General features: G+C 60.2%; 14 protein-coding genes and 1 tRNA gene. 7 read left to right on the plus strand and 8 right to left on the minus strand.

Translation table 11 applies throughout. From position 1 onward, the window contains the following. The first annotated feature begins 17 nt into the window (after positions 1-17). Positions 18-1,226 (plus strand): MFS transporter, encoded by a 1,209-nt coding sequence (locus tag ACQZ5H_RS04585; RefSeq protein WP_449096828.1) that lies wholly within the window; start codon positions 18-20, stop codon positions 1,224-1,226. Here the strand turns inward: ACQZ5H_RS04585 and ACQZ5H_RS04590 are convergent. From ACQZ5H_RS04590 to ACQZ5H_RS04610, 5 genes are all read right to left on the minus strand, one after another. Then, a complete protein-coding gene (locus ACQZ5H_RS04590; RefSeq protein WP_112711593.1) occupies positions 1,223-1,714 on the minus strand; it encodes a hypothetical protein in 492 nt (163 codons plus the stop codon). The genes ACQZ5H_RS04585 and ACQZ5H_RS04590 overlap by 4 nt on opposite strands. 82 nt (positions 1,715-1,796) lie before the next feature. Then, positions 1,797-3,143, minus strand: coding sequence for an HlyD family type I secretion periplasmic adaptor subunit (locus tag ACQZ5H_RS04595; RefSeq protein WP_112711594.1), 1,347 nt, complete (start codon positions 3,141-3,143; stop codon positions 1,797-1,799). A 5-nt stretch (positions 3,144-3,148) separates the two neighbouring features. Next, on the minus strand, positions 3,149-5,662 hold the full coding sequence (locus ACQZ5H_RS04600; protein ID WP_449096829.1) for a type I secretion system permease/ATPase: 2,514 nt from the start codon (positions 5,660-5,662) through the stop codon (positions 3,149-3,151). A gap of 24 nt (positions 5,663-5,686) precedes the next feature. After that, positions 5,687-7,750 carry a hypothetical protein gene (locus ACQZ5H_RS04605; RefSeq protein WP_449096830.1) on the minus strand — a complete coding sequence of 688 codons (2,064 nt, stop codon included), beginning with the start codon at positions 7,748-7,750 and terminating at the stop codon, positions 5,687-5,689. A 140-nt stretch (positions 7,751-7,890) separates the two neighbouring features. Next, complete coding sequence (locus ACQZ5H_RS04610; protein ID WP_130278428.1) at positions 7,891-8,934, minus strand: fibrinogen-binding protein; 1,044 nt, start codon at positions 8,932-8,934, stop codon at positions 7,891-7,893. Between the two features lie 858 nt (positions 8,935-9,792). Here ACQZ5H_RS04610 and ACQZ5H_RS04615 point away from each other — a divergent pair. Beyond that, positions 9,793-10,563, plus strand: a complete 771-nt coding sequence (locus ACQZ5H_RS04615; protein WP_199629369.1) for a response regulator transcription factor — start codon at positions 9,793-9,795, stop codon at positions 10,561-10,563. A gap of 255 nt (positions 10,564-10,818) precedes the next feature. On the opposite strand, the gene ACQZ5H_RS04620 is transcribed toward ACQZ5H_RS04615, so the two are convergent. Continuing rightward, positions 10,819-10,962, minus strand: a complete 144-nt coding sequence (locus tag ACQZ5H_RS04620; protein ID WP_112711598.1) for a DUF1127 domain-containing protein — start codon at positions 10,960-10,962, stop codon at positions 10,819-10,821. Positions 10,963-11,257: 295 nt separating this feature from the next. Continuing rightward, positions 11,258-11,404, minus strand: a complete 147-nt coding sequence (locus ACQZ5H_RS04625) for a DUF1127 domain-containing protein (protein ID WP_112711599.1) — start codon at positions 11,402-11,404, stop codon at positions 11,258-11,260. A gap of 854 nt (positions 11,405-12,258) precedes the next feature. Here ACQZ5H_RS04625 and ACQZ5H_RS04630 point away from each other — a divergent pair. The 5 genes from ACQZ5H_RS04630 (at position 12,259) to ACQZ5H_RS04650 (ending at position 16,546) form a co-directional block, all read left to right on the plus strand. Next, a complete protein-coding gene (locus ACQZ5H_RS04630; protein WP_449096831.1) occupies positions 12,259-13,362 on the plus strand; it encodes a DUF2157 domain-containing protein in 1,104 nt (367 codons plus the stop codon). Next, positions 13,359-13,949 (plus strand): GDYXXLXY domain-containing protein, encoded by a 591-nt coding sequence (locus ACQZ5H_RS04635; protein WP_449096832.1) that lies wholly within the window; start codon positions 13,359-13,361, stop codon positions 13,947-13,949. The genes ACQZ5H_RS04630 and ACQZ5H_RS04635 overlap by 4 nt, the downstream gene beginning before the upstream one ends. Before the next feature lie 153 nt (positions 13,950-14,102). Continuing rightward, a tRNA-Leu gene (locus tag ACQZ5H_RS04640) sits at positions 14,103-14,187 on the plus strand. 177 nt (positions 14,188-14,364) lie between these two features. Next, a complete protein-coding gene (tig, locus tag ACQZ5H_RS04645; RefSeq protein ID WP_112711602.1) occupies positions 14,365-15,840 on the plus strand; it encodes a trigger factor in 1,476 nt (491 codons plus the stop codon). A 178-nt stretch (positions 15,841-16,018) separates the two neighbouring features. Further along, complete coding sequence (locus tag ACQZ5H_RS04650) at positions 16,019-16,546, plus strand: PAS domain-containing protein (protein ID WP_449096833.1); 528 nt, start codon at positions 16,019-16,021, stop codon at positions 16,544-16,546. Positions 16,547-16,552: 6 nt separating this feature from the next. Here ACQZ5H_RS04650 and sthA read toward each other — a convergent pair whose 3' ends face one another. Beyond that, positions 16,553-17,959, minus strand: a complete 1,407-nt coding sequence (gene sthA / locus ACQZ5H_RS04655) for a Si-specific NAD(P)(+) transhydrogenase (protein ID WP_449096834.1) — start codon at positions 17,957-17,959, stop codon at positions 16,553-16,555. Between the last annotated feature and the right edge of the window lie 71 nt (positions 17,960-18,030).

Raw genomic sequence — 18,030 nt, forward strand, 5'->3', positions numbered from 1 at the left:
CAATCGGGATCACGCTTATGGACTTCCTCAAGGACACCCCATCGTCTGCCGGGGTAAAATCGAAACTCGGCTCCTGGACGCTGCTTCTCTTCGCGGTGACCTGCGGCGCAAGCGTCGCCAATGTCTATTATGCCCAACCGCTGCTCGGCTCGATTGCCTCGGATTTCGGCCTCGAGACTGCCGATATCGGTATCGTCGTGACGCTGACGCAGATTGGCTATGCCGCGGGTCTGCTGCTGATCGTGCCGCTCGCCGATATCGCCAACCGACGCCGGCTGGTGATTACACAGACGATGCTGCTTTCGGCCGCCGCCGCTGCCGTCGGCCTGGCGCCATCAACATTCATGCTGTTAGTCGCGATGATTGCTCTCGGGCTGCTGTCCGTCGTCGTTCAGGTGGTGGTCGCACTGACCGCGTCGCTGACAGGACCCGAGGAGCGGGGCCGGGCCGTGGGGCTGGTGACGAGTGGTGTCGTTATCGGCATCCTCGCCGCACGCCTCTGGGCCGGGCTGCTCGCCGATCTCGGAGGATGGCGGACCGTCTATCTGGCATCGGCAATGCTGATGCTGATCATGAGCATGCTCCTGGCCAAGACCTTGCCGCGTGAAATGCCATCCGGTTCGAAGGAAGGCTATGTCGCGATCCTCCGGTCCGTCCCGCAGCTCTTCCTGCGCGATCCTCTGTTACGCGCAAGGGCCGTGCTGGCGTTCCTGATCTTCGCAAGCTTCAGCACGCTCTGGACGGCAATGGTCCTGCCGTTGAGCGCTTCGCCCTATCTCATGTCGCATACGGCTATCGGCCTGTTTGGCTTGGCGGGCGTTGCCGGTGCCCTGGCGGCAAGCGGCGCCGGTCGGCTTGCGGATCGAGGCCTAGCGCAACCCGCCACCGGCGCCTCGCTGGCACTGCTGGCAATCTCCTGGGCGGCAATCCTCTGCCTGCCGGCTTCCCTGCCGGTCTTCCTGCTTGGCGTCGTCGCGCTCGATTTCGCGGTTCAGGCCGTGCATGTCACCAACCAGACGCTGATCTTCGCCGCCCGCCCGGAAGCACGAAGCCGCCTGGTCGGCGGCTACATGGTCTTCTACTCCGCGGGCAGCGCACTGGGCGCCATCACCTCGACGATGATCTACGCGCATGCCGGTTGGCCGGGCGTCTGTGCGCTCGGCTGTTCATTCAGTGTGATGGCGCTGGTTTTCTGGTGGATCACGCGGCCGATGCCGAAGGCCTAGATATGCGCCGAGGCATGCTCGCTGGCATGGATGAATTCCCAGAGCGAATTGCTGATCGCCACGATCTCGCCGATCGAGCGCTCAAGCGCATCGAGCTCCCGCTGGTCGAGCTGCTCCACCTTGCCGTAGCGGATTTCCTTGTCGTCCTCGACGAGCCGCATCAGCTGCGTGGAGGAGATCTGCCCCTTGTCGTCGAAGGAATAGATGCAGTGATTGTATTTGTTGCGCATCTTCGATTCCTTCTTCAGCCGCATCATCATGTGAAGGATAGTCTTGCGATCGGAAGCAGGGGTCGAGTGCAGCTTGGCGAGACGCTCGACAAGGTCGATGCGCGCCCGTGTGGTGTTCAGCGTCAGGAACACCACGATCGCCGCATCCTTCTCCACCCTGAGAAGGTGAGCGATGACATAGATCAGCAGGCTCTCGGTATTGGTCCAGACATAGTTCAGCCGCCCAACCCGCAAGAGCACGTCAGACATGGCCGCCATAGAAGCCTCCACCAACCGATCCTGCGAGCGAGAATACTGCAGATCCGCGGCGGAAGCTCCTAGTCTCTTTGTATTATAAATCTCAGCGCTCCTTGAAGGCACGCGACATGCTGTCGGTGATCGGCTTGGTGATATATTCGAAGAAGGTGCGCTCCGAGGTCTGGATCAACACGTCGGCCGGCATGCCGGGAACCGGGTGGAAATTATGCACCTTGGCGATCTCCGAATCCGGGATTTCGACGCGCACGATGTAGACGTCCTTGGTCTGCAGCCCGGCATTCTCTTCGATCGAGTCTGCCGAGACATAGAAGACCTTGCCATTGAGTACCGGCGTCGTGCGGCGGTTCAGCGCCGAAAGCCGGATCGCCGCCGTCTGGCCTTCATGCAGCTGGTCGATCGAGGTGCGCAGCACCTGCGCTTCGATGATCAGCGGCACATGGGCCGGCAGGATTTCCATGATCGGCTTGCCGGTGGTGATGACGCCGCCGGCGGTGTGGTAATAGGCGCGCACGACCGTGCCGTTGACCGGCGAGCGGATGACGGTTCGCTCGAGCACGCCCTGTGCCTCGCGCACCTGCTCGCGCACGCTGTCGAGATCCGATTCAGCGGTTTCCAGCGCATCGAGCGCCGCCTGCTTGTTGGAGTTGACGGCAATGATCGCTTCCTGGCGGAACTTGGCGATCTCAGCCTCGCTCTCGTTGAGCTCGCCCTGCAGGCGCGAGATATCGCCCATCGCATCCGCCATGGCGCGCTCGATCGCCAGGAGGTCGGTCCTGCGCATATAGCCGACCTTGACGAGGCGCGCCTTGGAATCGCGCTCCTCGGTCAAAAGCGCCAGCTGCCGGTCGAAGGAATCCTTCTGGCCGCTATAGCCCTTGTAGCGGTATTCGAGCGAAGCGATGTTCTTCTCTATCAGGTTTAGCTGTTCCTCGAGTTTCACCTGCTTGCTGTGAAAGACGATGTTCTGGCTCTGGATGATCGAGCCGATATCGGGGTCGCTGGCTTCGGCCATGACGATGTCGGGGATCTTGAAATCCCGGTCGCCGGCGGCCTCGGCATGCAGGCGGGCGACGACGGCTTCCAGACGCAGACGCCGTAGCTTCAGCATGCGGTCGTTGGAGAGCGCTGCGGTCGGATCGAGCGTCAGCAGCACGTCGCCTTCCTTGACGACGTCGCCTTCGCTGACCCGCATGTCCTTGATGATCCCACCTTCGAGATGCTGGACGATCTTGTTGTTGCCGGTCGCGACGAAGCTGCCCTGGGCGATGATTGCCGAGGCAAGCGGCGCAGTGCCGGCCCAGAAGCCGAAGCTGCCGAAGGATATGATCAGCACGGCAAGCCCGATCATCGTGTGATAGCGGATCGAGCGCGGAACCTCGCTATACCATTCGACCGGATTGTTGACCGTCTGCAGACTGGTATGAGCCATTTCGATTACCCTTCGATACGCGGCTGAGGACGATTGTTGCCGTTGCCCTGCAGCGCCTGCAGAACTTCCATGCGCTCGCCGAACATGCCGACCGAGCCGTCTTTCAGAAGCAGGATCTTGTCGACGCATTGCAAAAGGGCGGGGCGCTGGGTGATGGTCACCGTGGTGATGCCCTGCTTCTTGGCATGGATCAGCGCGCGGGCAAGCGCGGCCTCGCCCTGCGTGTCGAGGTTGGAATTCGGTTCGTCGAGGACGACAAATTTCGGATTGCCGAAGAAGGCGCGGGCAAGCGCGATGCGCTGCTTCTGGCCGCCGGAAAGCGGCGCGCCGTCGGCCGCGACGATCGTCTCGTAGCCCTGCGGGAAGCTGGCGATCAGCTCGTGCACGTCGGCCAGAACCGCGGCCTCGTAGATCTGGTGATCGTCGATATCGTCGCGCATGCGCGAGATATTCGCCTTGATCGTGCCGGGGAAGAGCTGCACGTCCTGCGGCAGATAGCCGATGCTTTCGCCGAACTGCCGCTGATCCCAGTTGCGCAGGTCCATCAGGTCGAGACGCACATTGCCCGATGTCGGCAGGATCGAACCGACCAGCATCTTGCCGAGCGTCGTCTTGCCGGAACCGGAATTGCCGATGACGGCAAGGGATTCGCCCTTCCTCAGCGAGAAGGAGATGCCGTTGAGGATGACCTTCTTCTGCGGCGGCGGCACGAACAGGATACGCTCGACGTCGAGACGGCCTTCCGGATTGGGCAGGCGCAGCCGCGGGAAGTTGAGCGGCGAGTTGATCAGCAGCTGCTTGATGCGGCCATAGGCGGCGGCCGAGCGGTTGAACTGATGCCAGCCTTCAATCGCGCCCTCGATCGGCGCCAGCGCGCGTCCCGAGACGATGGAGGCGGCGATCACCATGCCGCCGGTCAATTCACCGGAGAGTGACAAGTGCGCGCCCCAGCCGAGCAGTGCCACCTGCGTGATCATGCGGCAGGCCTTGGAGATGCCGGAGAAGATGATGTTGCGGTCCTGGGCGGCCACATGGCTCTTCAGCGATCCGGCCGTCTCCCGGCCCCACATTTTCACCGCTTCCGGGATCATGGCGAGCGCATTGATGATCTGCGAGTTGCGCGCCATGGAATCGAGGTGGAAGTTGGCGCGGCTGAGATAGGTGTTTGCGTCGGCGAACTGCCGCGCCGTGAACTTCTGGTTCAGGTAGGCGATGAAGAACAGCACCGCGCAGCAGGCCATGATGATCAGGCCGAGATGCGGATGCACGAGATAGACCACGACGATGAACAGCGGCATCAGCGGCGCGTCTAGGAAGGCGATCAGCGTCCCTGACGTCAGGAAGCCGCGCAGCTGCTGCAGGTCCTGGAGGATCTGGTAATCCTTGCCGGTGCCATGCAGCGAGGCGCGGGCGGCGGCGCTAAGGATCGGCGCCCCCAGCTGCACTTCGAGCTCGACGGCGGTGCGCATCAGGATGAAGCGGCGGATGGAATCGAGGAAGGCCTGGATCAGCACGGCGCCGAGCACCGCGATCGTCAGCATGACGAGCGTATCGATCGAGCGGCTGGTCAGCACGCGGTCGGAAATCTGGAAGAGGTAGAGCGGAATCGCCAGCAGCAGAATGTTGATGGCGATGGTGAAGGCCATGACGATCACCATGTTGCGGCGGACTGCAGCAATGCCCTTGGCGAGGCTGGCCGCGAAATTCACCGGCTCGCTGCGCTTGTGGAAGTTCGCGCCGTTGCCGCCGCCACCGCCTCCGCCACCACCGGAATCCGGATCCTTGCCATTGCCGCCCCCGCCGGTCTTCAGCCGCCGGTCGTTTTCCTGCAGCGGGCCGGTATTGCCCTCGATCGTCTTGCCGAACGGGATCGTCGGGCTCTGCTTCAGCTCCGAAGGCTCCTGCGGAATGGCTTCCGGCATCTCCGGCGTTTGCGGTGTGCGGCGAGCGACTGTCTCTTCGGCTTCGGCCGCTGCCGGAGCGCTTACGGGTTCTGCCTGCACGGCCGGAGGCTCGACCACCGCTGTCGCGATTTCGATCGGTGCGGGAGGCGTTTCTACCTCTACGGCCTTGGGCTCTTCCAGAACCTCGGCCTGCTGAACGGTTTCGATTCCCGCCGTTGCTTCGATTACTGTCGGAGCCGCGACCTCCACTTCCGCCTGCGCCTCTGTGTCTTCATGCTCAACCGGTGCCGGCTCTTCGGCCTGGATCTCCGGTTCAACCGGAGCGGCAGCTTCGGGCACAGCGGCAATCTCGACCGCAGCAACCTCTTCCTCAGCCTCGACGGCTTCCGGCACCTCAACCGTCCGTGCAAGATCCTCGGCGGCGGCGGCCCGGAAGGCAGCAGCTTCGGCGGCGCGCGCTGCGGCGCGCTTCTCGGTCAGCAGGCGAAGATTGGCGACAGCGTCGTCGATCGCCGACATGCAGGCATCGGTCATATCCTCGTCGAACGCGCTGCCGCGCCGGCCGAGTCCCAAAGTGCGGCTTCCGGTGAAGGTGTTCTTTGGAATGTGATTCATGGGAGCGCTTCCCTCTACTCAAAACTATGCGGTGACGCCTTGCATCACATCCGGGTGGGTCAGGTGCCATGCGTAGTCGTGGCCGCCATTGATCGTCACGTCGTCGGAGCCGCTGGCATGCTGGTCGCTGTCGTTGCCGAGGAAGGCGATGGCTTCATTGGCAAGCGGTGCCTGCTGCGGCTGCGTCGTGTCGTGTTCGACAAGGCCACTCTGGATCAGAATCGCATCGGAATAGAGCTGGCCATTCAGGTAGGTCGTATGGCCAATCGTATCGTAATCCATGATCTGGGCGATGTTGACGACGGCATTGCTGCCGGTATCGACATGGATCGTGGCGTTCTGATTGTTCTGGGCGATCGACGAGATGACATGGGTGACGTCGTCGGAATCGCCGAGAATGCTCACCTGCTTGATGACGTTGACGTCATAGAGGTTGCCGGTGATGTAGAGGACGTTCAGCCCCGCATAGCCGGCAAAGTTGGCGTCATGGGCAAGCCCTTCCGGCATCGAGGGATCGCGTTCCTCGATCGCCTTCTGGGTGGCGGCCATGTAGTCGGGCATCGCCTGGAAGCGGTCATTGGCGCCGACATTGTGGATCTCGGCAAGATTCCAGATCAGGTTGTTGCCGCCCTGGATCGTGGCGCCGGGGGCACCGTCCTGGCCGCGGGCCCAATCATTGTCGTAGAGCACCGAAATCTGCGAGATGACGTTCATGTCGAGAACGTTGCCGCCGACGATCACCAGATCGTACTGCATGCCGATGCCGAACATCGACGCGAAATTGACGGCCGAGTTGCCACCCGTCAGCACGGTCGCATCCGTGCCGGTGGCGGTGATCGTCATCGTGTCGTTGTCGTTGATGAAGTGATACTGCTCGATCCAGTTGACGAAGGACACGTCGCCATTGACGACGCTGACGCGCCAGGCGGTCGGGAAGGTCGGATCGTGTCCGTCGTCGGTGGAGGCAGAATGCTGCGAGCCACCGTCGTCATAGACGCTGCGCTGGAAGCTAGCGATATTGTTGGCGACGGTCGCAGCACTTTGCGACTTGTCGAAGACGCCGCTGAAATCGTCGTGGTCGCTATAGATGTAGCTCTGGGTGATCGCGTCGATCTGATGGTAGTTGCCCATCACCGCGGTCACGGACGAGATAACCGAGGTATCGGTAATCTGCACGATATTGGCGAGCACGTTGGCGCCGGCCGCGATGTCTAGCGTATTGCCCGGGCCGCCATGCTCTTCCTGCGGTGTATCGCTCTTGCTGTCTTCAAGGTCGGCCGGCGGCTTGGCGATGCCGCGGTCCGGCATCATGTCGTCGAGCACCGGTGCCGTCGTGGTGGCAACGCCGTTGACGATGTAGGACGGACTGCTGAGATCGTCGCCCGCACTCTTGTAGAGATAGGTCGGGCCGTCGGCATCGCCGTCGGTCACGAAAGTCGGCAGCGGCTGTCCATCCGGCGTCTCGTCGGAAGCTTCCGGCATCGAGCGGATATAGTCGTGCATGCTGTCGGCAATCTTGGTCAGCGCCTCGGCATTGTCGGTCCGGTGGATCTCCTGGAACGGCGACAGCGCCTCGGCCTTCTCCTCATACTCGATCAGCTTCATCGTCACGAAACTGGTGTCGCGAGGATCGACCTGCTGATCCGACAGGTTCAGGAAGTCGTCGTCATAGAGGATGTTGATCTGCGAGACATGTGCGATCATCGAGCCCGGACCGGCATAGATCGGCAGCAGCGGATCTTCGCCCGGAACGGTGATCTGCGGGGTGAAATGCAGCCCCGTCAGGTCGCGATGCGCCAGCTCGTTCAGCTTGGCGATGCTTTCCTCGAAGGCATGGCCGAGGAAGCGCGGATGCGCGAAATTGATGTCATAGGCGAGTGACCGGTAAGGCGCGCTCGGATCGTAGTCTTTCAGTTCGAGATCCGAGGCAAATTTCTGCGCGGCCGCTTCTTCGTCATGCGGCAGCGCGCTGTCTTCGGTCGGCCGAGAACCCTCGGCATAGGCATTGCGCATTTTCGCTTCTTCGGTCGCCGTATCGAATAGGCCGATGAAGTGCGCAATGATTTCTGAAAGCTTCTCTGTATGCATGGTGGCCCCTCCCGTTTGCCACGGTGCCCGGCCTCTCAACAGCATACCCGCCCGTCACGGATACTCTCGTGTGCTGCATCAAGCCGCCAAACTGCACCGGCGGGACCGCCGGTGCAGGATGTCTTGGACAGTCCTGGAGGTTATGCGCCGTCGTGCGAGTCCTGGCCCACGGTATTGGAGTCGTGGCCGATCGCGTCGAACGTATTGCTGAGCATGTTCGCGCCTTGCACGAGTTCCATATGGATACCCGAATTCGCAAGGATCGAGGACGCATCCGCAACGCTCGAGCCGTTGACGTCGTCACCGGCACCGCCGGTCCAGCCGCCATGGTGGCCGAGATCGATACCTTCCGCACCGGTCGCGCTATTGCCCGCGGTGGAGACGTTATTGGTCGCATTCGCGGCATCCATCTTCATGCTCCAGACCGAATCCTGGTCCGCAAGATGGTTCGCCTGGATGGCATTGAAGGCATTGCCGCCACCGAGGCTGCCGTTCAGGATGTTGTCGACATCCAGGGTGAAGGAGAAGTTGTCACCGAGGTTGAAGTTCACGTCACCGCCGGCGATGCCGAGGTTGTCGAAGTCCTTGACGTCATGAACCGTCGCGAAGTCGTCGTCCGACTTGTTGAAGCTGTCCGCCGTATTCGTGGTGTCGTTGTCGGTCTTGTTGAAGCTGTCAGCCGTATTGAAGCTGTCGCTCGTCGTGGTCGTCTTGACGTCGGTATCGGTGACCGTCTTGATGTCGGTGTCGGTCTTCGTGTTGATATCGTTGTCGCTGTACGACTTGCTGTCGTAGCTCCAGTCATAGTCCGACTTCACATCCGTATCGGTGATGGTGGTCGTCTTGGTGTCCGCATCATTGATATTGGTGTTGGTCGTCTTGCTGTCGTAGTCCCAATCGTAGCTGTTGTCGCGATTGTTGCCGTTCAGCAGATCGAGCGTAGCGTCGACAGTGATATCCGAGCTGTTGTCGCTGTTATCGCTGTTGTTGCTATTGTCGCTGTTATCACTGTTGTCGGTGTTGGTGGTGTTGTCGCGGTTGTCGCCATTGGCGAGGCCGCCGATATAGGCGGTCGAGCCGTTCGAGGTGTCCGGATCATTGATTGCGGTATTGCCCAGGAAACCGTCGGCAAGCGCACCGATGTTGTTGGTTTCGGTGTCGCCACCGGGCTGATAATTAGACATTTCGCTTCCTCCAAAGGAATTCGGAGCAGTGTGCGAAATCCCTCTCATCTCAAATGGGATTTACTCGCGCTTACTCCGATACTGTTACTGGTATGCAGATGTATGCATTACCTGATCATCTGCGGTTCAATTTTCGATTTGTTGGCCAAACCTGACGTATTGGATTGCGCGTAACTCAGTACAAGGACGCACAGATCTAGTTCCGCAATCATGTGATTGAAGACTTCATGCTTTCAGTTGTTTGAGTTGCCCCAATAGAAAAGCAGAGATATCGCAGTCGTGAGGGGATATTCCGCGTTTCGGGTGCCGCCAGTCAGCGACCCTAGAACTTTGGGGGAGAAATACTGAACTTCCTAGATACCAATTCGGGCTAGCGCTTCGGAGCCTTGTGCTCTTCGCCCGGACTGATCAAGCGCGCGCTCCGATCATCCCCAAGGTTGAACCGGAAAGCGCCGGAGGTCGCCCCCATTTGCGGGCGATCGCGCTGCTTCGCTTTGGCTCAAGTCTACGTCAAAAGACTTGCACAAGTAACATTCCGGTTAATTGGCGCTGGCCGAAAGAGTGAAAAAGACCGCATGTCTATTATTGATGCGAAAATACCATCGAACCCAAAAAATAATCGGCAATATACCCCATAAGTTATCTAGGAAGGGTGCAATACAACCGCTGCAATAGGAAATGTCATTGTATATTTACAAAAACTAACCCGTTTGGGCCATTTCCTTCAATGCAACTTCGTATTACCATAATTAAGAAATGGCTAACTAATGAAGACGGGAATTATCAGGGGCGCCCGTCCGGGCGGCCCGAAGTATCACTCAAAGCATTTGTAACGTGTAACGCTATGGGGAGGCGTAAATGTTCATGACTGCGTCGAAGACTGGTGATGCCGAGCAGGGCCGAAAGTTCGGTCCGGCCGGGGACACGATACTTGTAATTGCCAATGCAGACTTGTTCTCCGAATGCCTCGTCGAGGCTCTCGCGAAAAAGTTTCCTACCTGTGAGGTCATCAGCAAGGGCTACTCCAAGGCCATGCTGGAAAACGATGCGAATGATGCCACGCTCGTTCTCTTCTACCACATAACCGGAGCCGAGCTCAGCGAGGCGCTGGCGGCCGTCAGGGAAAACCATCCCGCGACGTCGATTGCGCTCGTGGTCGAAGCGATCGATATGATGGAGCCCTATGTCAACCGTCTGGTCGAGGCACGGGTGATCGACGGCGTCCTGCCGCTCAATCTGCGGCTCGACGTGTTCATGGCGGCGGTCGATCTCTTGATGAAGGGCGGCGAACACTTCCCGTCCGCATTGCTGAACCGGCTGACGAACCAGGCGGTGCAGCCTGAACGGTCGCTCTACGAGACCCGTTCGGTCGCAGCTGCCGGGGCAGGGGCGCTGCGTCTGCGCCAGGGGGACATGTCCGCCCTGACCACCCGCGAAGTCCAGATCCTTGATCTCATCTGCAAGGGCACGCAGAACAAGATCATCGCCGACGAGCTCCATCTCTCGGAGAACACGGTGAAGGTTCACGTTCGCAACATCTACAAGAAGATGAATGTCCGCAATCGCACCGAGGCGGCATCCCGCTTCTTCAGCAGCGAAGCGAACTCTTCGGGAAGATGGCGGAACTGATCGTTTCCCGACCACCTGAAACAGCAGGCCGCGCCTGGAGCGCGGCTTCTGCCTTTCTGGCGTAAAGCCAACGGCGCATGGCGAGCGCAGTCAAACGCCATATCTCTCGGGACAATCGGAAATCAGTCACGGGCATCGCCTGGCATCATGCCGTGCCGCCTATCGATGGAACGCGCCCTGGCGGCGCTGGCGGCTGCCCAAAAACGAAAACGGCGCCTAACGGCGCCGTTTTGGGTGTATCGCATTCGCCGCTGATTAGCGGAACGAACGGGATGCAATGTTGCGGATCTCGTAACGGTTGATACCGATATCGGAGAGGGTCTGGTTGGACAGGTTGCCGAGTTCGTTGAGAGTGCGGCGGTAGCTAATCCAGCTCTTTGCAATGCGGATCGGGTTCATTTCTATCATCCTTGAAGGTGTCTCGCGGCCGGCGTCATCGCCGTCTCTGCGCTTGCACATTCATATAGTGGATCGCCGTCATATTGTGCAGTGCAAAGAAAAGGCATCTGCTATGCGTTTGTGCAATGATTTGCCCGCTAAATGCGCAGGTGTGAATTTTTGAGCGGTAAAGGTGAGTTCTTTTTGCCTGCAACTCTTACGAAAGTGTAAACTCCAGGCAAAAGAAAACGCCCGTTGCGTGAGCACCGGGCGTTTTGGGGAGGAGATCAGCTTGGGAGGACGCTGATCGCCTGGATTAGCGGGCAGCTGCCTCGCGAGCGACGCGATGGATGTCCGAACGGTCGATGCCGAGGTCATGCAATTCGCGGTTGGTCATGCGGCCAAGTTCAGAAACCGTCTGACGGTACTTGCGCCAGTTGTTGAAAGAGCGGCTGAAGTTCATGTTGGTCCCCTTTCCTAGGGCTTGCGATCTGCCAGCTGCAGCCTTTCCGCGCTGGCCTCTATTTGATGAGCTGAATATATGTTGCGCCGCGAAGAACTAACAGAGACAAGAATTCAAGTCACCCATGCATGAAATGCAGATCTCGGGCGGTGAATTACAAGTTTTCGCCGCTTTGTGGTCAACGAATAGGCAGAATGATTTTCTCTTGGTCACTTTGCCCGCCAAGATGTCGCCATTTGCGGCCAGAAGGTGAAAAGCCAGTCGAAGGATGGCGGAGAGAGGCTTTCCAGGCGCGATTCAGGTGAAGGGTAGGGTCGTCTGTTCGCGGCGCTCGACTTGGCGCTCCGGCATGCATTCTGCATGGGCGCGGGCGCCTGCGGACGCTTTGCGGCTTTATCCGGATTTGCTGATGTTTAATCGTTTAACCTGCCGTTAAACAAAACGCCCACCGGGGGAGGATCCGGCGGGCGTCATGTAGGTGACTGACAACTGGGAGGAGGAGTGTTGTCAGTCTATCGGAGGGCGCTGGGAGGAGGAGTGCGCTGCTCCGAATTCTTTTTACGAACATCATGTCCGCAGGCGTCCGGTAAACCGGGCCGGGCTGCCATGCCCGTGCTTCTTGATCATTTAAATAGTATGACTTTTGATTATTTTGCAGTGCAATATTTTCATGGTGGCTATGCGGCTCATGCATGCCTTGCTGCAATATCCGCATATTAGCAATGCCTCGTTAATTGGCAGTTAATAAGTGCCCCAACTTCGCACAGTGAGATTCCTGCATTGCAGCCCGGGATTGCCTAACGGCTTGGCCGCCTATAACGCTAGGCAATGCCATCACCGGGGCGGAGGCTGGAATGTATCGAGGCAGGCTGGAGCGCGACCTTTCTATCTGGGTCGACAAGGGACTGATCACGGAGGTCGCTGCCGAGCAGATGCTCGGCGAATACGACGCCCGTCCCGCAAGCTTCAGTCTTGGCCGGGTACTGATGGTGCTCGCCGCCGTCCTGCTCGGCGCCGCGGTCCTGCTGCTGATCGCCTCCAACTGGGAGGCCATTCCGAGGCTCGTGCGCGTCGGCGCCATCCTGATCATAATCTGGGCGGCCTATCTCGGCGCCGCGGCTCTTTTCGCCCGCGGGGCGCAGGCGGCCGGCAACGCGCTGCTGGTGATCGCTGTGCTCGGCTTCGGCGGCGCAATCTCGCTGATCGGCCAGATGTACCATCTTTCGGGCGACGAGCAGGTGGTGATGTATCTGTGGTTTGCAATCGCCGTCATTTCCGCCGCGCTCTTTCGTTCCGCGCCGGCCGTCGCGATTGCCGGTTTCCTCTCCTGGGCATCGTTTGCAGTCTATCTCAACAATAATGACGGCCGCTGGATCGGCATCGGCGCCTGGCTGCCGATCGTCATGAGCGCGGTGACGGTGGCTCTGGTGCGCTCCACCGATGCGGGCAGGGTGCGTCATCTCGCCTATCTGCTCGCCGTCGCCTGGCTTGCCTGGATCTATACGCTGAACGAGGATCTGTGGCTCGCGATGGTCTATGTCGTCTGTGGCATGGCCGTCTTCCTTGCCGTCAGCCTGCCGCCGCTGCGCGTCACCGAGTTCATCCTGACGGCCGGAGCCGCTCCCGCCTTCTACGCCTTCCTGGTCGCCGCCGTCGGCCTGCTGCTTCTCAATATACAATTGGAGCAGGGTGGAGCGCTGATCCTGCTCAGCCTGGCGACGCTCGGCGTCTCCGTGCTGGCGATCGCGCTGCAGGGCAGGGATAACGGCGCGGTGCGCTATCTCGCCTATCTGATGTTTGCCGGAGAGATCCTTTATCTGGCCTCCGAGACCGTCGGCTCGATCTTGGGCACGTCAGGTCTCTTCCTGCTGTCGGGCCTCTTCGTCGCCGTCGTCGCCTGGCTGGTGATCCGCCTGGAGAGACGCTTCGGCGGCAAGCGCCAGGAGGTCGCCCGATGAGCGCCGTCCTCTCGAGCCCGCGTGCGGGCCGCCGCTATCTGGTTGCCGCCATCATCGCAGCCGTGCTGCAGACGGCGATCCTCGGCTATATAATAGAGAGCCGCGCCGCGATCTTGCGCAGCGGTGCCGATGTCGTCTTGAAGACCGCGCCGGTCGATCCGCGCGATTTCCTGCGCGGCGACTATGTCATCCTGAATTACGACATCTCCTCGGTGCCGGTCAGCACCCTCAAGGGCGGCCTTCCCAAGGATGCGGGCGAGCAGGTGCTGTGGGTGCGGCTCAGGCCGCAGCCGGACGGCTTCTGGGCGATCGCCGAATCGTCCTTCACCGCGCTGATGCCTGAGACCGGCAGCGTCGTCATCAAAAGCCAGCCATTCTACAGCTACGGCGCGTCGAGCGGCGACATGATCCGCGTCGAATATGGCATCGAGCGCTATTATGTTCCGGAAGGCGAGGGCAAGCCGCTGGAGGAGGCCCGCCAGGATGGAAACGTCTCCATCGCCGTGCGTGTTTCGGCCGATGGAACGGCCCAGATCCGCAGCCTGCTGGTCGATGGAAAGCCCGCCTATGAGGAGCCGGTTTACTGAGGCGCCGATTGCCCTGTGGATTGCCACGCGCCGGGTGGAAACTCCCGGTCATCCGGTCTTCATTTTTCCTTTGCCTCTACCAAATCGGGTGATATAGAGACGCCGCGCTCCGGAAGGCCTCATGCGCAGGCATATGCATGCGGTTTTGCGAACGCGGGTATGGTGAAATTGGTAGACACGCCAGATTTAGGTTCTGGTGCCGCAAGGCGTGGGAGTTCAAGTCTCTCTACCCGCACCAAAGCTGGCTTGCAGGCGGGAGATCCCGATTACCCGGCAGGATGGCGCCGTCCCCCTTAACGGCGGGATGCATTGGAATTTGAACAACAAGCCACGCGCGGCCAAGTTTGTCCGGCGTCGTGCTCATCGAAACGAAGGCGTCTGGGCACGGCCGCCAACGAAATGAAGGTAGGAAGACATGCAGGTTATCGAAACGCTCGCTGAAGGGCTGAAGCGCGAAATCAAGGTCGTTATCCCGGCCAAGGACATGGAAAGCAAGCTGAACGAGCGTCTTGCCGACGTTAAGGACAAGGTCCGCATCAACGGCTTCCGTCCGGGCAAGGTACCGCCGGCTCACCTGAAGAAGGTCTACGGCAAGTCCATCATGGCCGACCTCGTCAACGAGATCGTTCGCGAACAGCCGACCCAGATCCTTTCCAGCCGTGGCGAAAAGTCCGCCACCCAGCCGGAAGTCGCCATGACCGAGGACAAGGACGAGGCCGAACAGATCCTTTCCGCAGAGAAGGACTTCGAATTCACGCTGTCCTACGAAGTTCTGCCGCCGATCGAACTGAAGTCCACCAAGGGCATCAAGATCACCCGCGAAGTCGTCGACATCTCCGACGACGAAGTCAACGAGCAGGTCCTGAAGGTCGCTGAAAGCGCCCGTTCCTACGAAACCAAGAAGGGCAAGGCTGCCGACGGCGACCGCGTCACGATGGATTACGTCGGTAAGGTTGACGGCGTTGCCTTCGACGGCGGCACCGATCAGGGCGCTGAACTCGTTCTCGGCTCCGGCCGTTTCATCCCGGGCTTCGAAGACCAGCTGGTCGGCGTCAAGGCTGGCGACGAAAAGACCATCACTGTGACGTTCCCGGCCGATTACCCGGCCAAGAACCTCGCTGGCGCTGAAGCCACCTTCGACGTCACCGTCAAGGACGTTGCTGCTCCGGGCGAAACCGAGATCAACGACGAACTCGCAAAGAAGCTCGGCCTGGAATCGGCTGACCGCCTGCGCGAAATCGTCCGTGGCCAGATCGAATCGCAGTACGGCTCGCTGACCCGCCAGAAGGTGAAGCGTCAGATCCTCGACCAGCTTGACGAGATGTACAAGTTCGAGACCCCGAAGTCGCTGGTTGACGCCGAGTACAACGGCATCTGGAGCCAGGTGAACAACGATCTCGCCCAGTCGGGCCGCACCTTCGAAGACGAAGGCACGACCGAAGACAAGGCACAGGAAGAGTACAAGACGCTCGCTGAACGCCGCGTCCGCCTCGGCCTCGTTCTCTCCGAAATCGGCGAAAAGGCCGGCGTCGAAGTGTCCGAAGACGAAATGCAGCGCGCTATCTACGAACAGCTGCGCCAGTACCCGGGCCAAGAGAAGCAGATTCTCGACTTCTTCCGCAGCCAGCCGGGTGCAGCCGCTTCGATCCGCGCTCCGATCTTCGAAGAGAAGGTCATCGACCATCTGCTGACCGAGATCGACGTCACCGACAAGAAGGTCACCAAGGAAGAGCTGCTCGCCGACGAAGAAGGCGAAGGCTCGGACAAGGACGCCAAGAAGGCCCCGAAGAAGAAGGCAGCTGCCAAGGCTGAAGCTTCTGAAGGCGAAGAAGCAGCTCCGAAGAAGAAGGCTGCTCCGAAGAAGAAGGCTTCCGAAGGCGACGCCGAATAATCGGCTGATCCGATCAGGATTTCGAAAGGCCTCGCCTCGCGGCGGGGCCTTTTTCTTTGTCGGCAAGCGTACTGACTTACAGGCTGTGAAGAAGTTTCATATTTGCTAATCAGTGTCTTGCGGTGTGAGGGCTATCCTCTACACTTCAGGATTGCGTCGATATGCAGAGGGGAAAATCGTGGCCTTCCAGAACAGCGCCATCGAAGGCGAGGCCGATAGCGGCCTGGCTGCAGAATCCGGTTTCTTCACCTGGGATATAGCCTCCAACCTGCTTTATGCAGATGGCGCGGTGGCCGATCTCTTCGGGCTCGACTATCACACCGCCGAGCGCGGGTTGCCGCTCGAGAATTATATCGAGCGCATTCACCCGGAAGACCGGCCGGGCGTCGCCGCCACGATCCACCAGACGATCACCACCGGCGAGCCCGAGCAGCAGAGCTACCGGACACGCCAGGTCGATGGCACCTATTCCTATGTCATGGTGTTCGGCCGCTGCTTCCGCGAACGCAGCGGCGTTCCGCATCTCTATGCCGGGATCGTCTGTCCGGTGTCGGAAGAGCCGATGCTGACAAGGCCCTTGGTGAAATATTGCCTGACCGCCTATGATATCGCGGTGCGCGAGGGCAACAAGGCCGTCGCGCAGCATCTCTTGGCGGCTCTGGGCGAGCTCGACTGGATGAAACCCGACAATATGCTGGCGAACTGAGCCGGCTCAGAGTTCCGACTTGATGTCGCCCATGCGATTCCAGGCGTCGAGGCCGGCAATCTTGTAGGCTTCCGCGAGCGTCGGATAGTTGAAGGTATTCTCGACGAAATATTCGACGGTGCCCTTCAGGTTCAAGACGGCTTGGCCGATATGCACGAGCTCGGTCGCGCCTTCGCCGACGATGTGAACGCCGAGCAGACGGCGCGTCTTCAGCGAGAAGATCAGCTTCAGAAGGCCGGTATCGAGACCCATGATGTGGCCGCGCGATGTCTCGCGGAAACGGGCAATACCGCATTCATAGGGAATGCCGCGCTCCTTCATTTCCTCCTCGGTCAGGCCGCAGGTGGAGATTTCCGGAACGGCATAGATGCCGTAGGGGAAGTATTTGGGCGGCTCCTTGGCGACGGCGCCAACAGCAACGCGCGCCGCGATGCGGCCCTGTTCCATCGAGGTGGAGGCCAGGCTCGGGAAGCCGACGACGTCACCGGCCGCATAGATGCCGGGAACGGAGGTCTCGAAAGTTTCCGGATTGACCTTCAGGCGGCCGCGATTGTCGGCCTCGAGGCCGATCGCCGGCAGGTTCAGCGTGTCGGTGGCGCCCATACGGCCGGCAGCGAAAAGCACCATGTCGGTCGTGAGGTGGCGGCCGTTGTCGAGCGTCAGCTGCACCTTACCGTTATCGAGCTTCTCCACCTTGTCGGCCTTCTGGCCGAGCAGCAGCTTCATGTTGCGGTCACGCAGCTGGTAGGTGAAATCCTCGACGATCTCCTTGTCGATGAAATCGAGCATCGTGGACTTCGGATCGAGCAGGGTGACGGCGGTGTCGAGCGCGCTGAAGATCGTCGCATATTCGATGCCGATAACGCCGGCGCCGATGACGACCATCGAGCGCGGCAGTTCCTCGATGTCGAGCAGCTCGTCGCTGTCGATGATGGTCTTGCCGTCGAAGGGCATATAATCAGGGCGGAATGGCTTGGTGCCGACGGCGAGCAGAACGCTGTTGGCTGCCACCTGAATGGTCTCGCCGTCGTCCTTGACGATCTGCAGCGTCGAGGCGTCAACGAAGCTCGCCTTGCCGCGCATGTGCTGCACGCGGTTGCGGGCGAACTGGTGTTCGAGAACTTCGACTTCGTGGTCGAGGGTAATCAGCAGGCGGCGGCGCAGGTCTTCAGCGCTGATCTCATCCTTGACGCGGTAGGCGCGGCCGTAGAAGCCGCGTTCGCGCCAGCCGGAGAGATTGAGCGCCGTCTCGCGCAGCGTCTTCGAGGGGATGGTACCGGTGTGGACCGAGACGCCGCCGACGCGTTTGCCCTGTTCGATGACCAGAACCTTCTTGCCGAGCTTGGCAGCCTGAATGGCGCCACGGCGGCCTGCGGGGCCGCTGCCGACAACAACGAGATCGTACTGGAACATGGCTCAGCCCCGGCTTGGAAGAGGAATCAGATATTGCGCCGCAAAATGTCGCGCATTCACCGGTATCTGGT

Source organism: Rhizobium sp. 21-4511-3d, assembly GCF_053522545.1.

Bases quoted from the DNA above. Each gene is read 5' to 3' on its own strand.
- ACQZ5H_RS04585 (WP_449096828.1), top strand. From the start codon at position 18: ATGGACTTCCTCAAGGACACCCCATCGTCTGCCGGGGTAAAATCGAAA.
- ACQZ5H_RS04590 (WP_112711593.1), bottom strand. From the start codon at position 1,714: ATGGCGGCCATGTCTGACGTGCTCTTGCGGGTTGGGCGGCTGAACTAT.
- ACQZ5H_RS04595 (WP_112711594.1), bottom strand. From the start codon at position 3,143: ATGGCTCATACCAGTCTGCAGACGGTCAACAATCCGGTCGAATGGTAT.
- ACQZ5H_RS04600 (WP_449096829.1), bottom strand. From the start codon at position 5,662: ATGAATCACATTCCAAAGAACACCTTCACCGGAAGCCGCACTTTGGGA.
- ACQZ5H_RS04605 (WP_449096830.1), bottom strand. From the start codon at position 7,750: ATGCATACAGAGAAGCTTTCAGAAATCATTGCGCACTTCATCGGCCTA.
- ACQZ5H_RS04610 (WP_130278428.1), bottom strand. From the start codon at position 8,934: ATGTCTAATTATCAGCCCGGTGGCGACACCGAAACCAACAACATCGGT.
- ACQZ5H_RS04615 (WP_199629369.1), top strand. From the start codon at position 9,793: ATGTTCATGACTGCGTCGAAGACTGGTGATGCCGAGCAGGGCCGAAAG.
- ACQZ5H_RS04620 (WP_112711598.1), bottom strand. From the start codon at position 10,962: ATGAACCCGATCCGCATTGCAAAGAGCTGGATTAGCTACCGCCGCACT.
- ACQZ5H_RS04625 (WP_112711599.1), bottom strand. From the start codon at position 11,404: ATGAACTTCAGCCGCTCTTTCAACAACTGGCGCAAGTACCGTCAGACG.
- ACQZ5H_RS04630 (WP_449096831.1), top strand. From the start codon at position 12,259: ATGTATCGAGGCAGGCTGGAGCGCGACCTTTCTATCTGGGTCGACAAG.
- ACQZ5H_RS04635 (WP_449096832.1), top strand. From the start codon at position 13,359: ATGAGCGCCGTCCTCTCGAGCCCGCGTGCGGGCCGCCGCTATCTGGTT.
- tig (WP_112711602.1), top strand. From the start codon at position 14,365: ATGCAGGTTATCGAAACGCTCGCTGAAGGGCTGAAGCGCGAAATCAAG.
- sthA (WP_449096834.1), bottom strand. From the start codon at position 17,959: ATGTTCCAGTACGATCTCGTTGTTGTCGGCAGCGGCCCCGCAGGCCGC.